The 14,853-nt window shown below is 45.1% G+C and carries 14 protein-coding genes; 7 read left to right on the top strand and 7 right to left on the bottom strand.

What is annotated here, in order from left to right:
• The first annotated feature begins 1 nt into the window (after nucleotide 1).
• Both R8O10_RS01525 and R8O10_RS01520 read left to right on the top strand, forming a co-directional pair.
• Nucleotides 2-496 carry a DUF3299 domain-containing protein gene (locus R8O10_RS01525; protein WP_005379600.1) on the top strand — a complete coding sequence of 165 codons (495 nt, stop codon included), beginning with the start codon at nucleotides 2-4 and terminating at the stop codon, nucleotides 494-496.
• A gap of 322 nt (nucleotides 497-818) precedes the next feature.
• Complete coding sequence (locus R8O10_RS01520) at nucleotides 819-1,724, top strand: TIGR03899 family protein (protein ID WP_005379599.1); 906 nt, start codon at nucleotides 819-821, stop codon at nucleotides 1,722-1,724.
• An 89-nt stretch (nucleotides 1,725-1,813) separates the two neighbouring features.
• Here R8O10_RS01520 and cysC read toward each other — a convergent pair whose 3' ends face one another.
• The 5 genes from cysC to cobA all read right to left on the bottom strand — a co-directional run bounded on the left by cysC (nucleotide 1,814) and on the right by cobA (nucleotide 7,724).
• Complete coding sequence (gene cysC / locus R8O10_RS01515; RefSeq protein ID WP_005379598.1) at nucleotides 1,814-2,431, bottom strand: adenylyl-sulfate kinase; 618 nt, start codon at nucleotides 2,429-2,431, stop codon at nucleotides 1,814-1,816.
• Nucleotides 2,432-2,455: 24 nt separating this feature from the next.
• Nucleotides 2,456-4,180: an SLC13 family permease gene (locus tag R8O10_RS01510; RefSeq protein WP_005379596.1), complete on the bottom strand. Its 1,725-nt coding sequence runs from the start codon at nucleotides 4,178-4,180 to the stop codon at nucleotides 2,456-2,458.
• Between the two features lie 251 nt (nucleotides 4,181-4,431).
• Nucleotides 4,432-5,862: a sulfate adenylyltransferase subunit CysN gene (gene cysN / locus R8O10_RS01505; RefSeq protein ID WP_017633444.1), complete on the bottom strand. Its 1,431-nt coding sequence runs from the start codon at nucleotides 5,860-5,862 to the stop codon at nucleotides 4,432-4,434.
• A gap of 18 nt (nucleotides 5,863-5,880) precedes the next feature.
• Nucleotides 5,881-6,789, bottom strand: a complete 909-nt coding sequence (gene cysD, locus R8O10_RS01500; RefSeq protein ID WP_005379592.1) for a sulfate adenylyltransferase subunit CysD — start codon at nucleotides 6,787-6,789, stop codon at nucleotides 5,881-5,883.
• Between the two features lie 59 nt (nucleotides 6,790-6,848).
• Nucleotides 6,849-7,724, bottom strand: a complete 876-nt coding sequence (gene cobA / locus R8O10_RS01495) for a uroporphyrinogen-III C-methyltransferase (RefSeq protein WP_031780800.1) — start codon at nucleotides 7,722-7,724, stop codon at nucleotides 6,849-6,851.
• Nucleotides 7,725-7,999: 275 nt separating this feature from the next.
• Between cobA and cpdB the strand changes: the two genes are divergently transcribed.
• Together cpdB and R8O10_RS01485 are read left to right on the top strand one after the other, a co-directional pair.
• Complete coding sequence (cpdB, locus tag R8O10_RS01490; RefSeq protein WP_206970488.1) at nucleotides 8,000-9,961, top strand: 2',3'-cyclic-nucleotide 2'-phosphodiesterase; 1,962 nt, start codon at nucleotides 8,000-8,002, stop codon at nucleotides 9,959-9,961.
• Nucleotides 9,962-10,058: 97 nt separating this feature from the next.
• Entirely contained in the window at nucleotides 10,059-10,637 is a 579-nt protein-coding gene (locus tag R8O10_RS01485) for a Crp/Fnr family transcriptional regulator (protein WP_033906009.1), read from the top strand.
• A 54-nt stretch (nucleotides 10,638-10,691) separates the two neighbouring features.
• On the opposite strand, the gene dbpA is transcribed toward R8O10_RS01485, so the two are convergent.
• A complete protein-coding gene (gene dbpA, locus R8O10_RS01480; protein ID WP_213916451.1) occupies nucleotides 10,692-12,071 on the bottom strand; it encodes an ATP-dependent RNA helicase DbpA in 1,380 nt (459 codons plus the stop codon).
• Between the two features lie 142 nt (nucleotides 12,072-12,213).
• On the opposite strand from dbpA, the gene R8O10_RS01475 reads away from it, so the two are divergent.
• Nucleotides 12,214-12,675: a GNAT family N-acetyltransferase gene (locus R8O10_RS01475; protein ID WP_033906124.1), complete on the top strand. Its 462-nt coding sequence runs from the start codon at nucleotides 12,214-12,216 to the stop codon at nucleotides 12,673-12,675.
• 89 nt (nucleotides 12,676-12,764) lie between these two features.
• Here R8O10_RS01475 and R8O10_RS01470 read toward each other — a convergent pair whose 3' ends face one another.
• Nucleotides 12,765-13,361 carry a LysM-like peptidoglycan-binding domain-containing protein gene (locus tag R8O10_RS01470; protein ID WP_033906006.1) on the bottom strand — a complete coding sequence of 199 codons (597 nt, stop codon included), beginning with the start codon at nucleotides 13,359-13,361 and terminating at the stop codon, nucleotides 12,765-12,767.
• Nucleotides 13,362-13,593: 232 nt separating this feature from the next.
• On the opposite strand from R8O10_RS01470, the gene R8O10_RS01465 reads away from it, so the two are divergent.
• Nucleotides 13,594-14,214, top strand: coding sequence for an FKBP-type peptidyl-prolyl cis-trans isomerase (locus tag R8O10_RS01465; protein WP_005383137.1), 621 nt, complete (start codon nucleotides 13,594-13,596; stop codon nucleotides 14,212-14,214).
• Nucleotides 14,215-14,367: 153 nt separating this feature from the next.
• Nucleotides 14,368-14,847 carry a DUF2780 domain-containing protein gene (locus tag R8O10_RS01460; RefSeq protein WP_017820297.1) on the top strand — a complete coding sequence of 160 codons (480 nt, stop codon included), beginning with the start codon at nucleotides 14,368-14,370 and terminating at the stop codon, nucleotides 14,845-14,847.
• The last annotated feature ends 6 nt before the right edge of the window (nucleotides 14,848-14,853 follow it).

Below are 14,853 nucleotides of genomic sequence, written 5' to 3'. Positions count from 1 at the left end.
AATGTGGAAAAAAATACTCGCAAGTTGCTTGCTGGTCGTCGCATTCACAGCGCCTGTTATGGCCAGCGAAGAACCATTAAAGCTTGACTGGATTGACCTTGTTCCAGAAAAAGAGCGTAAATTGTTCGACAGTATAGGCATGCCCGCATCTGATCACAGTGGTGGCGCAGCCCAGCAGTCCAAGATTGGTAACGTTCGACCAGAACTGAACGGAAGCCAAGTTAAAATTCCGGGGTTTGTTATCCCACTTGAAGGTGATGCCGATACCGTCACCGAATTTTTATTGGTGCCATATTTTGGAGCTTGTATTCACGTGCCACCACCGCCTCCAAACCAGATCATTTACGTGAAGTTTCCGAAAGGCGCGCCTGTTCAAGAGTTGTGGGATGTTATATATGTGGTTGGAACGTTGAAAACCGAGACGATAAACCACGAACTGGCAGAAACGGCTTACGTTATTGAGGGATCAGAAATAGAAGCCTACGACGATATGTAATTTAAGTCGTCGATAAGCCTCGCTACACCTAAGGCGTCACACTGGCGCCTTTTTTAGCTTTGTGCTACACGATATAACGAGATAAATACGCTAACACGCCCACATAAATAACCAAAAGAAACGCTATCGACAGGTGCTTTTTGAGTTTACCTGCTTCTGAGAACTTCATAGCCCCTCCAAAATAACGATAACAATTTTAACAACTCATTATCATTTTGAATAGCCCTATTCGTTCAAAAACTGAGAACTCCTGTCTGGTCGCTTGGTCAGATAAGGTGTAAATTTAAACGTGCGAACCGCGCAGTTCTTGGTAGGAAAACGAATGGCAGACCCGACAAAGCAACCTGTTGTCATCGAACATCAGTCAGACACAAAAAAAAATACGCAACAAGAAAAGAAACAAGGCTACATAAAAGACAGTGCTAGTAAGGTAAAAACCATAGCCCAAATACACGGTCTTGACGCCTTACTGCAAACCGAACCGCCAGCCAAATCTGCGTTTGAAAGAGCCCAATTGCGAGAGCAACGACGCCAAGAACAGCGACAAAAAAACTTAGAACAGATTTTAAAATTAGCGCACAGTTCATGCCGAGATGAGACAGCGGGAGAGCCAGACCAAGATTGGTTGCATCGATTTTTTGAGATGGCTCAAGACATCCATAACAGCGCGATGCAAAAGCTATGGGCTCAAGTGATGAAGCGTGAAGTGACCAACCCGGGTTCAACGTCCATGAAAGCGTTGAAAACCCTCAAGGATATGTCACCAAAGGAAGCACAAACTCTGCAAAGAGCTGCCTCTTTAGCGTGCAGTTTTGGAGGGGATCACAGCAGAAAACTGCTGATTGGTTACAAAGCGCAAGGAGGCATATTTAGCTTCGGCAAGCGAGACGTCGCTAACAGCCTAAATATGGGAAGTTTTCAACTGCCGTATTCAAGCTTGTTGCTCTTAATTGAACTAGGGCTGCTGCACAGTGCCGAACTTGAATCTGGCGAAATTAGTATCGAGACACCGTTGGTCCTTACCTACCAAGGTAAAAACTTATCACTGAACGTAAACAGCAAAGGTGTCCGCCTTTTATATTACCGATTCACACCCACAGGTAATGAGCTCTGTACCTTGCTCGGTAACAAACCACATGCCGAATACTACGATCAAATGCTTGCACTGTTAAATCATAGGTTTAGTGTCCATAGTGAAGCTAAAAGTACGGTTCATCATACCGTCTAGCCAGCTTGAGAAGCATTTGATCACCTATGATCCAAATACTTATCAAGCTGCTCAAAGAGCTTTAGGTCACCTATGATCTAAATGCTTTTTTATCGGATCACACCGCGTTGTTTAAGATCGATTAAGCACAAATCCACCAGCTCATCGACACTCTTTTCTCCCGCGGGCAAATCGATTTCAGGGTTCTCTGGCGCTTGATATTCCGAATCAATACCAGTGAAATTAGGAATCTCTCCCGCACGGGCTTTACGGTATAAACCCTTAGGATCTCGACCTTCGCAAACCTCTAGAGATGCATTGACATACACTTCGATAAACTCGCCTTCTGGCAATAAATCGCGTACTAACTTCCGCTCTGCACGATGCGGTGAAATAAACGCCGACAGAACAATTAAACCCGCATCTGCCATCAACTTCGCCAGTTCACCAATGCGACGAATGTTCTCGCGACGGTCCTGTTCAGAAAAACCTAAATCGCTACACAAACCATGCCGTACATTGTCACCATCCAATAAATAGGTGTGGTAACCCAATGCTGCAAGGCGATTTTCCAACGCCCCTGCTACGGTTGATTTACCCGCTCCAGATAGACCAGTGAACCACAATACGGCAGGTTTTTGCTTCTTTAATTCAGCACGAAACTGTTTATCAACCGAATGCTGGTGCCAAACAATGTTTTCATCTTTTACCGTCGTTTCGGCAGTCATAACGTATCCTTGTAAATATCGGAATTAAAACGGGAAAAAGACCGGGATCAAAGTAAGTACTAATACAGAGTACACAATCGAAATTGGCACTCCAATTCTCACGTAGTCGGTCAATTTGTAATTTCCTACGCTGTACACCAGCAGGTTAGTTTGGTAACCGTAGGGAGAGATAAAGCTCGCACTCGCGCCGAACAAAACCGCCATGATGAATGGCATCGGATCCACGCCATAACCCACCGCCATGCTATAGCCGATAGGAAAAGAAAGCGCAGCCGCGGCATTGTTTGTCACCAATTCAGTGAGTACCAATGTCATGATATAAGTCGCCACCAAGGCACCAAATACTCCCCAGCCATTAAACGCTTCAATAAACATCACTCCCATTCTTTCTGACAATCCAGAAGAGATCATCAGTTGAGCAATAGACAAAGCGGAACCGACAATCACGACGATATCGATCGGAAAACGGCGGCGCAGTTCTGAAATCTGCACAATACCAAACGCAATAAGCGCGATAAGGTACGCAGCTAGACCTTTAATAATTGGCACTAACTCTAATAGAGCGCATCCAATTACGGCTGCAAAGCCCAGTAATACAATGGAAGACTTATTCGTATCAAGCCGAGCGCTAGAGTCCAAGTCATGCACTAAGACAAACTCTTTACGATGAGCTCGGCGTTCAGACTCAAAACGCTTGCCTGGAACCAGAACTAACGTGTCCCCTGGCGCTAAGGTAATGCTACCCAAGCCACCCTCTAGGCGTTCGTGGCCTCGGCGAATCGCCACAACAACGGCATCGAATCGGTCGCGGAATCGGCTCTCTTTGAGGGTTTTGTAGCAAAATGTCGCCGACGAGCTCACCACAACTTCGATAAAGTTTTGCCCATTTAAGTGCTGCTGACCAAACAACTTGAGGCCCGGAATTTCTTGCAGGGTAGCGACGCTCTCAACATCGCCACAAAATAACAGACGGTCTTTTGCATTGAGCACAAAATCCGGTCCCACAGAAGAAACAGTAACACCATCGCGCACCACTTCTGCAAGAAACAGTTTGCGCAGCGCACGTAAATTATTCTCGCTGATCGTACGCCCAACTAGCGGTGAGCCTGGCTCAACGCGAGACTCAAGAAAGTAAGGTAAATCTTCTTGGTTTTGATCATCATAATTCGGTAGCAAGTAGCTAAGCGGGATAAGAATCAGCATCCCTCCCACCAGCACAGCCAAACCTATCATCGTAGGTGTAAAAAAGCTCAGGCTCGGTAAGCCTGCGTCTTCGACAAAGCTGTTGATGATTAAGTTAGTCGACGTACCAATCAAAGTTAACGTGCCACCAAAAATGGCGGCATAAGACAAGGGAATAAGTAATTTCGAAGGTGCATGCTGCTGATTACGCTTAATCGCCCCAATCAATGAGACAACCACAGCGGTATTATTCGTAAATGAAGAGAGCAAGGCTGTCGATACACCGAGCTTAGCAATCACGCTGCCTAACTGGCCCTCAGAGATACTTCGGCTCACCCAACTGATCAGCAGTGTTTTTTCTAGAGCACAGGATGCAAGAATCAATAGAACCAGGGTTAACAATGAAGAGTTGGTAAAATTGGATGCGATAGTGGCTGAATCCATCATCCCAGCCATGAATGCAATAAAAGCGGCACCCGCAAAGACGTAACTAGGCTTAATTTTCGTGACAAGCAAGCAAGTGATAATGCCAAGCAAAATCGCTAACACAAACCCTTGTTCCCACATAGCCTTTCCTTACCAAATAGCCCCAAAGGGCACAACAACGACTCATTTATCCATGAGACACCGACAAACGAGTAAACAGACAAAAATCAGCGCAAGCGAAAAGAACATCAGAATGCTCGGTTTTCTTGGGCTCCACCGAAGCATTCTGGTATTAGGAGAATACCTAACGACATTTCGCAATTCAGTTAGGTAGCGACGCCCCAAGTACAACAGCAGACAGTGTCTGAAATTATCGTACTTGGGTGAGCCAGTTACTTTTTCAGAAACTGGCTGACGTCTTTTGCTTCCCAGTGTGGGAAGTGTTTACGGACAAGCGCATTAAGCTCAACTTCAAACGCAGAGATGTCCGTCAAATCGCGCTCAACCACGGCGAGGCTCTCTTTAACCATGCCGGCACCAACCGTCACGTTCGTCAGACGATCGATAATGATAAAGCCACCGGTATCTGCACAGTCTTGATAATTGTCCAGCGCGACTGACTCATTAAGAGACCATTCACACAAACCAATACCATTCAATGGCAGCTCTGCCGAGCTATGAGTCGAGAGATTATTAATGTCATATTGATGACGAATCGCTTCAACATGACCTACGGTTTTCTTACCTGCGATTTTGATGTCATAGTCACGACCCGGTTGCAGGGGTTGCTCTGTCATCCACACCACATCGGCAAGCAAATGGTTTGTGGTTTCCACTTGAGCATTATCTAGAACAATCAAATCGCCACGGCTAATATCGATCTCATCGCTTAGCGTCAGAGTGACAGCTAATCCGGCACGAGCTTCTTCAATATCACCATCAAAGGTCACAATACGTGCCACAGTTGACGTTTTACCCGATGGCAATGCTTTAATGGCATCACCGACTTTGATCGAACCAGAAGAAATGGTCCCCGCAAAACCACGGAAATCGAGGTTAGGACGATTAACGTATTGCACAGGGAAGCGGAATTCACCCGCGCCTTTTTCTTGATCCACATCGACCGTTTCAAGAAGCTCAAGCAATGATGGGCCTTTAAACCAAGTCAGGTTTTGGCCTTTATCCACCACATTGTCCCCTTCAAGCGCTGAGATCGGGATGATTTGAATATCAATATCCCCTGTCAGATTCTCAGAGAACTTCAGATACTCATCGCGGATCTCTTCAAAGCGCTCTTGGGAGTAATCCACTAAGTCCATCTTGTTGATCGCGACAACAAAGTGCTTCAAGCCCAACAGGTTGGAAATGAAAGAGTGACGACGAGTTTGATCGAGAATGCCCTTACGTGCATCAACCAGAATCACAGCTAAGTCACATGTCGATGCACCTGTAGCCATGTTACGTGTGTACTGCTCGTGTCCAGGAGTATCTGCAATGATGAATTTACGTTTCTGCGTCGAGAAATAGCGGTAAGCTACATCAATCGTGATCCCCTGCTCGCGCTCAGCTTGTAAGCCATCGACCAACAACGCAAGGTCAGGTTTTTCACCCGTGGTGCCCACACGTTGGCTGTCTGAATGCACTGCCGCTAGCTGATCTTCATAAATTTGTTTTGAGTCATGGAGTAAGCGACCGATTAATGTACTTTTACCGTCATCCACCGAGCCACAAGTCAAGAATCTAAGTAACGACTTGTACTGGTGTTGTGTTAAATAGCCTTCGATACCAAGCTCGGCTAATTGAGCTTCAACTGCACTGTTCATTATCTTTCCTTAGATCCTTTAGAAGTAACCTTGACGTTTCTTAAGCTCCATCGATCCTGACTGATCGTGGTCGATCGCTCGGCCTTGGCGCTCACTCGACGTTGCCACTAGCATCTCTTCAATAATGCCAGTTAAAGTGTTTGCTTCAGACTCGATGGCCCCGGTCAATGGATAACAACCAAGGGTACGGAAGCGCACACTCTTCTCTTCAATCACTTCACCCGGTTGAAGCTCCATACGATCATCATCAACCATGATCAGCATGCCATCGCGTTCAACAACTGGGCGTTTGTCCGCGAGGTAAAGCGGCACGATCTCGATGTTTTCTAAATAGATGTATTGCCAGATATCAAGCTCAGTCCAGTTAGACAGCGGGAATACACGAATGCTCTCACCCTTATTGACCTGGCCGTTGTACGTCTTCCATAGCTCAGGACGTTGGTTTTTAGGATCCCATGTATGGTTCTTATCGCGGAATGAATACACGCGCTCTTTCGCCCGTGATTTCTCTTCGTCGCGGCGCGCACCACCAAAAGCCGCATCAAAACCGTACTTGTTCAGCGCTTGTTTTAAGCCTTGAGTCTTCATGATGTCAGTGTGCTTAGAAGAACCATGAACAAACGGACTACAGCCCATGGCTAGACCTTCTGGATTCTTATGTACCAAAAGCTCAAAACCGTATTTGGCCGCGGTGCGATCACGAAATTCAATCATCTCGCGGAACTTCCAATCGGTGTCGACATGCAGCAATGGAAATGGAATCTTACCTGGGTAAAAAGCTTTACGCGCTAGGTGCAGCATCACTGATGAGTCTTTACCAATCGAATACATCATGACTGGGTTATCAAACTCAGCCGCAACTTCGCGGATAATATGGATACTCTCCGCTTCGAGTTGTTTAAGGTGAGTTAAACGTTGTTGGTCCATGTTTTGTATTTCCTTTTTAAGCTTGAAGGCGCATTACGTCTCTAATCTTTGGTCTGAAATTATATGGAGTTGGCAATAGCACTTTTGTTGAATTCAGTACTAGACAAAAACCAGTCTAACTTTTGAGACAGTCGCACTACCTCTCCGACAACAATCAAAGATGGCGATTGTGCTTCCTTCGATAAATCAGAGAGTTGGGAGAGTTCTCCCGTAAATACTTTTTGTTGAATCTGCGTGCCACGCTCAATAATGGCAATCGGAGTCGACGCTGAACGGCCATGCTTAATGAGTTGATTCTGAATATAGTGTGATTTCATCAGCCCCATGTAGATCACTAAAGTCTGATTCCCACGCGCCAACGTGGACCAATCCATCTCATCACTTTCTTCTTTCAAGTGGCCAGTCACAAAGATGGCCGATTGCGCATAATCACGATGAGTCAGTGGAATACCAGCATAAGCGGTTGCGCCAGCTGCTGCGGTAATGCCAGGGACAACTTGAAAACGAACGCCGGCATCAGCAAGCACTTCTAACTCTTCACCACCACGACCAAATACAAACGGATCCCCACCTTTAATGCGCACTACTTTGTAGCCCTGCTTGGCAAAATCCACCAAAAGCTGATTCGTCTTCTCCTGCGGCACACTGTGATGCCCAGCTCGCTTCCCAACGCACACCAAAATCGTATCGCTTGGAATCAATGCCATGATTTCTTCAGACACCAAGTAGTCGTACAAAACCACGTCAGCTTGCTGCAAGCAGTTCAGTGCTTTCACCGTCAGAAGTTCAGGATCGCCTGGTCCTGCACCTACTAAGGCGACTTCACCAGGCTGTAGCGATTGCTTTGCAAAACGAGTAACACCAGCGACTGGGTTGTCAGAAACTAACCGGGGCTTTGGTTTAGGAAAAGAAGTGACTGAATCGTTCGTTGCCATGTGCTTGCTCATCGTCCATTGATATCGTCATGCAAGCATTATGGCGGGGCGTTTATATTACCTGAAATTCTAAAATTTCATTTTTTATTCAAAAATCTGCTAAGAAGTTTTTGTTTGGTCTCATTCAAAAGCGTGAAAAAGTCGGCGGTTAATATGAATAAGGTTCAGTAAACTGATTAATGTTCACAGTTTTCTGTATCTTTATCATCGAGTTGCATCTGTGTTTGATACATTACGCAGTGCGATTTCCCCTTATCATTGAATTGGAGCACCAAATGAAAGTGGCAGTTCATCCTATTTCCCTCGCAGTATTAAGTGGCATGCTAACGCTTGCTGGCCCAACAATGGCCGATACCATCAAGCTTCGTATTATCGAAACCACCGACATTCACACCAACGTGATGGATTACGATTACTACAAAGACCAACCATCACAGCAAATCGGTTTAAGTCGCGCAGCGACAATAGTGAAACAAGCTAAGTCCGAGACAGAAAACACGGTACTAGTAGATAACGGTGATTTAATTCAGGGCAGCCCAATGGGCGATTACATGGCGGCGAAAGGGATTAACGCTGGCGAAATCCACCCGGTATACAAAGCGATGAACCAGTTGGATTACGATGTGGGTAACATTGGTAACCACGAATTCAACTACGGCCTTGAGTTCCTGAAAAACTCTATCGACGGTGCGAACTTCCCTTATGTTAGTGCTAACGTTTTCGACAAGAAGACAGGCGAGCACTACTTCAAACCTTATCTAATTAAAACGCACACGTTCAAAGACACTGATGGTCAAAGCCACGAAATCAAAGTGGGTTACATCGGCTTCGTCCCGCCACAAATCATGGTATGGGATAAGAAGAATCTAGAAGGAAAAGTCTTCGCTGAAGACATCACTGAGACAGCGAAAAAGCTGGTTCCTCAGATGAAGAAAGAAGGCGCAGACGTTATTGTGGCGATTCCACACTCGGGCATTTCTACTGATCCATACAAACTAGGCGCAGAAAACTCTGTTTACTACCTCACAGAAGTTGAAGGTATTGATGCGATTGCTTTTGGCCACTCTCACGCCGTCTTCCCAGGGAAAGACTTCGCAAATCTACCTGGTGTTGATATAGATAAAGGGACCATCAATGGTGTAACGTCCGTGATGCCGGGCCGCTGGGGAAGTCACGTAGGTGTGATGGATTTGATGCTGAAAGAGAAAGACGGCAGATGGCAAGTCATCGAAGGCCAAGCAGAAGCACGCCCTATCTTCGATAAAGTAAATAAGAAGTCATTAGCTAAAGCCGATGAAGATATTGTGAAAGCGTTAGAAGAAGATCACAAAGGCACTCGTGAATTTGTAAACCAACCAATCGGCAAAGCAAATGATGTCATGTACAGCTTCTTGGCATTAGTGCAGGACGACCCCACCATTCAAATCGTTAACCTTGCTCAGAAAGACTACGTAGAACGCTTTATTCAAGGCGACCCAGACCTTTCTGACATTCCAGTACTGAGTGCGGCAGCACCATTTAAAGTCGGCGGTCGTAAGAACGATCCGAATAACTTTACAGAAGTAGAATCCGGTCAACTCACCTTTCGTAATGCGGCCGATCTTTACTTATACCCAAACACCTTGGTTGCGATGAAAGTGAAAGGTAAAGAAGTTCGCGAATGGCTAGAGTGCAGTGCGGGTCAATTCAACCACATCGACATCAACAATCCTAAACCGCAATCTTTGATTGATTGGGATAATTTCCGTACTTACAACTTCGATGTTATTGATGGGGTTAACTACCAAATCGACGTTACCCAACCGCCGAAGTACGATGCGGATTGTAAAGTGATTAATCCAGATTCTCAGCGTATTGTGAACCTGACGTTCAACGGTAAGCCTTTCAATCCGAAGCAAGATTTCATCATCGCAACCAATAACTACCGTGCTTATAGCAATACTTTCCCTGGTACAGGCCCAGATTTCATTGCGTTTGACGCACCAGATGAAAACCGCTCTGTCGTCGCCACTTATATTTCTCGCGTGAGTGAAGAAAAAGGAGAAGTGACACCAAGCGCTGACAACAACTGGTCTTTCGCACCGATTAAGTCCGATAACAAGCTAGATATTCGTTTCGAAACCTCCCCTAGCGATAAAGCGGCGCAGTTCATCAAAGAGAAAGGACAATACCCAATGAAACGCGTGTCAACAGACGACATTGGTTTCGCAATTTATCAAATCGATCTGAATAAATAAGGTTGATTTGACAGCAACACTAAGCGGCTCTCATGAGCCGCTTTTTTGTTATCAATAAAACCCGTTAAAATAAAGAAAACCGTTTCCGAGTTATCACATGCACAGCGATCTTTTTTCAGACTTAGTCAATCATGGCTTTTTAGAGACAGAAGCAAACCAACTTATTGAAAATGGTGAGTTGCTCGAACTGCCTACACGCCACATTCTTAATCACCAAGGAGAGTTGAGCTCACACCTTTACTTCATCATTGAGGGGTTATGTCACGCAAGCTATCTCACTGAGCACGGCAAAGAATTCAGTAAAGAATTTTATTGGGAGAAGGACTGGGTTATCGGGTTTGAGAGCATAATAAAGGACCAACCTTCGCCTTACTTATTGGAAACGCTGAGCGCTTGTCAGCTATTTTGCTTGCCAATTGAAACGTTGCATCACTGGCGAGCAGAAAAGCACGCCATTTACTTAAAGCTACTCGAAAACCAACTGGTTAATAAAGAGAATAAAGAACGCTTTATGTTGCTCTACTCTCCAGAGGAACGATATCAATTATTTTGCGCTCATTACCCAGATTTAAAGCAACGTATTACCGATAGTCAAATTGCGGCCTACCTGGGCATTACGCCAATCAGTTTGAGTCGAATCAAAGCACGCTTAACCAAAGATCACACTCTCAAATAAACTCAAAAAAGAAAAAAGCTCTTCAAACGAAGAGCTTTTTCTCTGCTATTTGAGCTATTTAAGAATTCGCGCCCGGAACTGGCGCCCTTTCATCTTGCCGTTACTAATGGTTTGTAGAGCCTTTTTAGCCACAGATTTTTCGACGGCAACATAAGCGCGCACAGGGAACAGGTGAATCTTTCCGACTTGAGAGCCTGGAATACCATTTTTTCCTGTCAAACAACCTAAAATATCACCCGGTCGTACTTTCTGTTTCTTACCGCCATCAATGTTAATCGTCACCATCTTCGCTTGGTATGGCTGCTGATTTGATTTGGCAGGCAATGTTGCTGGTACCACGTCCATCTCTAGGTATTCTTCAATACGAGCTACACGTAAACCGTCTTTCTCACCAAAAAAGCTGAACGCTAAACCTTTACTACCCGCACGACCTGTACGACCAATACGGTGCACATGAACCTCAGGATCGCGCGATAGCTCAAAGTTAAAGACAGCATCAAGATTATCAACGTCCAAACCACGCGCCGCAACGTCTGTTGCAACAAGGATAGACACACTCTTGTTAGCAAACTGCACCAATGCTTGGTCGCGTTCACGCTGCTCTAAGTCCCCATGGATATCAATAACGCAGAATCCTTTGTGATGCAACTCATCTGCGACACTTTGCACTTCTTTTTTGGTATTACAAAAAACAACCGCGGACTCTGGTTGGTGAGTCAGCAGCAAATTCGCCAATGCTTCATCACGCGCTTCCGAGCCTTCAACTTTATAGAAGTACTGCGCAATGCTTGAAGTATCATGCGTCGATTCCACCTTAATCACTTCCGGTGTCTGCATTATACGCTGCGCAATTTGCTCAATTTTTTCTGGAAAAGTAGCACTGAAAAGTAGAGTTTGACGCTGCTTTGGCGCTGCATCGATGATTGCATCTAATGCGTCTTGGAAACCCATGTCCAACATGCGATCAGCTTCATCTAGCACCAAGGTATTCAGTTCGCTAAGATCAATTCGGCCTTTCTCAAGGTGATCCAAAATACGACCAGGAGTACCAACTAGGATATGCGCACCATGCTCTAACGAACCAATTTGTGGCCCCATTGGCATCCCACCGCAGAGAGTAAGCACTTTAATATTATGAATGCCGCGACCTAAAGTACGAATTTCCTTCGCTACTTGATCTGCAAGCTCACGTGTTGGACACAATACTAATGACTGGACACGAAAGCGTTTGACGTTGAGGTTCGATAAAACCCCTAAACCAAATACAGCGGTTTTACCTGAGCCCGTTTTACCCTGCCCGATGACATCACGATGTTTTAGGATTGCAGGCAAGCTCAAAGCTTGAATTGGCGTCATGTGGGTATAGTTCAGGGAATCAAGTGTGGCGAGTAACGCTGGGTTCAGCCCAACTTGATCGAATGTTTGTTTGCTCACGGGGATATCCTCAGGTGAGATGGAAAGAGGGCACATTATCACCAGATTTGGTGGGAAAACCAGTGCTAATTAACCTTTGTTAATGAGTATGAGCTCAAAACAAAGTAAAGTCAGTCACTCTATTCTCATTACGGATAACAACATGCTCACTTGGATTACTTTGCCCTTTGCTCAGCTAACAACCACACAGCTGTATGAAATGATGAAATTGCGTGTGGATGTATTCGTTGTTGAACAAACCTGCCCTTACCCTGAACTTGATGGTAAGGACACACTGGAAGGCGTTTATCATCTAATAGGCTATCACGGTGATGAACTGGTTGCTTGCGCACGATTACTGCCCGCAGGCACCTCGTATGACAATGTGAGTATTGGTCGAGTGGTGACAAAGCAGACCGCGCGAGGCGGTGGCTTAGGCCATAAGTTATTGGACAAGGCCTTGGCACAATGCGAAACATTATGGCCAGGACAGACAATAGATATAGGTGCTCAAGAACACCTCATCCAGTTTTATGCAAGTCATGGATTCAAGGTTATCTCAGAGTGCTATCTTGAAGATGGTATCCCTCATGTGGATATGCGGAAAGAATCCGTAGCGCTATAAGCTTCAATTCGATTGGTTACTATGAAAACTAATCGCTATGAAAAACCGACTAAAAAGACGCGATATTCGCGTCTTTTCATTTGAAGCGTTTACTTGTTACGCCCAAAGGACCCATCCGATAAACGGAAAAACATAACGGACCGCCCGCTTTTTTCCAGCTGTAGCATATCTAACTCGCCTTCGTCACTAAGCTTAAAGCGAATCAACTGTCCCTGCTTTATTTGGCTTAGCGGCTTATCACTGCCTTCTATTTTGACTAGAGCGCTAAGATCCGCCATAGAGAGCTGATTACTTCTGAAAACCTGCGCTAATGTATCACCATTTTTAACCGTGTACTCTTTCCAGTCTTCAGATTTCGGTCCAGAGTTCTGAGAGGTTCTCTGCTGGCTTAAACTCTGCGCGTTCAGCTCAATCGCTACGCGTTGATGATCGACCTCAGTCTGCTCAACTGGCTGGTCTGTTTTATTAGGCAAAGGAATAACAAGGAGTACCAGAATCAATGGCACTAAGACCATCAAAGCACGCTGATGAAATTTAGGCAGGCGCAACCAAAACTGCTTAACAGGCTGTATACGCTCCAACCATTGCTCTTTGTTGAACGGCTGCTTCCAGTCGATAGCAGCGAATTTTTGTTTAACCAACTCGACATAGTCGACTTGCTGCTTTTTCTTTCTGCGACGATTCATTGTAATGAGTCCCTTAATACTTCTACGGCCAGTATAAAAATACCGACGCGGAGAGTATATGTTTTTCACCAAACTAAAATGGAATTGGGATTAAATTAGCAGAAATTTCACTTGGAGTAAGAGATAAGTCACAACCTGGTCGCCTCAATTAAGCATTCAGTCGCAATCATTTAAACCTAAGCTCGAAACTGATATCCTGTTACCTTTATCACTCCTAATAAGAGCGACATTCATGTCTGAAATTAAATTTGAAACTGCAGAACAAAAAGCAAGCTACGGCATTGGTCTGCAAATGGGTCAGCAACTTGCAGGCTCTGGTCTTGAAGGTCTTAGCGTTGATGCTATCGCAGCAGGTATTGCAACAGCACTAACTGGTGACATGCCATCAATCGAAATTGATGAAATCAACAAAGCACTACAAGAACTTCACACTCGTGCAGAAACAGCTCGCCAAGAAGCAGCAAAAATTGCGGCAGCAGAAGGCGAAGCGTTCCTAAAAGACAACGCTCTACGACCTGAAGTTAACGTTCTAGACTCTGGTCTTCAGTACGAAATCATTTCTGAAGGTACTGGTGCAGTTCCTACAGCAGAAAGCTCAGTTCGCGTTCACTACCACGGTGAGCTAACTGACGGTACTGTATTCGATAGCTCTGTATCTCGCGGTCAACCTGCTGAATTCCCTGTTACAGGTGTAATCAAAGGTTGGGTAGAGGCACTACAACTAATGCCTGTTGGCTCTAAGTGGAAGCTATACGTACCACAAGATCTTGCGTACGGTGAGCGTGGCGCTGGTGCGGCTATCCCTCCATTTGCAGCTTTAGTTTTCGAAGTAGAACTATTAGATATTATCTAATTGAAACCATTTTCAATTATGATTAAATAAAACGGCGCACTAGCGCCGTTTTTTTGTCTAAACTGAATAGACTTTCTCACCTCTGAACCTTTCACTCTGATAGCCTTTAAAAATAAAATCACTTTTAAAAAACGCTCAACCTTTGGAGGTACTATGCGTAAAACACTCCTAACTCTAGCACTCCTATCAATCAACATTGGTAGTGCGCACGCATTCTTAGATTCAGTCACTCAAAAAAGTAAAGAAAGTGGCCTGATGGACATGGTCGGCAGCAGCTTGAACACCGAGTCATCTCCATTAACAGACATGCTAACTAGCCAATTACCAGTATCCACTGAGCAAGCAGCCGGAGGCAGTGGTGCGCTACTCGCTTTGGCTCAAAGCCAGCTTTCGCAAGAAAATAGTAGTGAATTACAGTCTTTGATTCCTGGACTTTCAAACTTGCAAGGAGCACAAAGCTTACTAGGAAATATTGAGAATATCAGTGCAGTCAAAAGTGCATTCGATACGTTAGGTTTAGACCCATCTATGATCAGTCAGTTTGCTCCAGTCATCTTGGATTACTTGAACAAGCAAGGCGCTAGCGAAGGGCTTCTAAGTTCGTTGGGCGGGTTGTGGAATACTAGTAAATAAGCGTAA

The sequence above is a fragment of the Vibrio sp. 1727 genome, from assembly GCF_033344415.1.
Taxonomy (GTDB): Bacteria; Pseudomonadota; Gammaproteobacteria; order Enterobacterales; family Vibrionaceae; genus Vibrio; species Vibrio alginolyticus.
The sequence above is the reverse complement of the archived record's forward strand: the minus strand, read 5'-3'. Positions and strand labels throughout refer to the sequence as shown.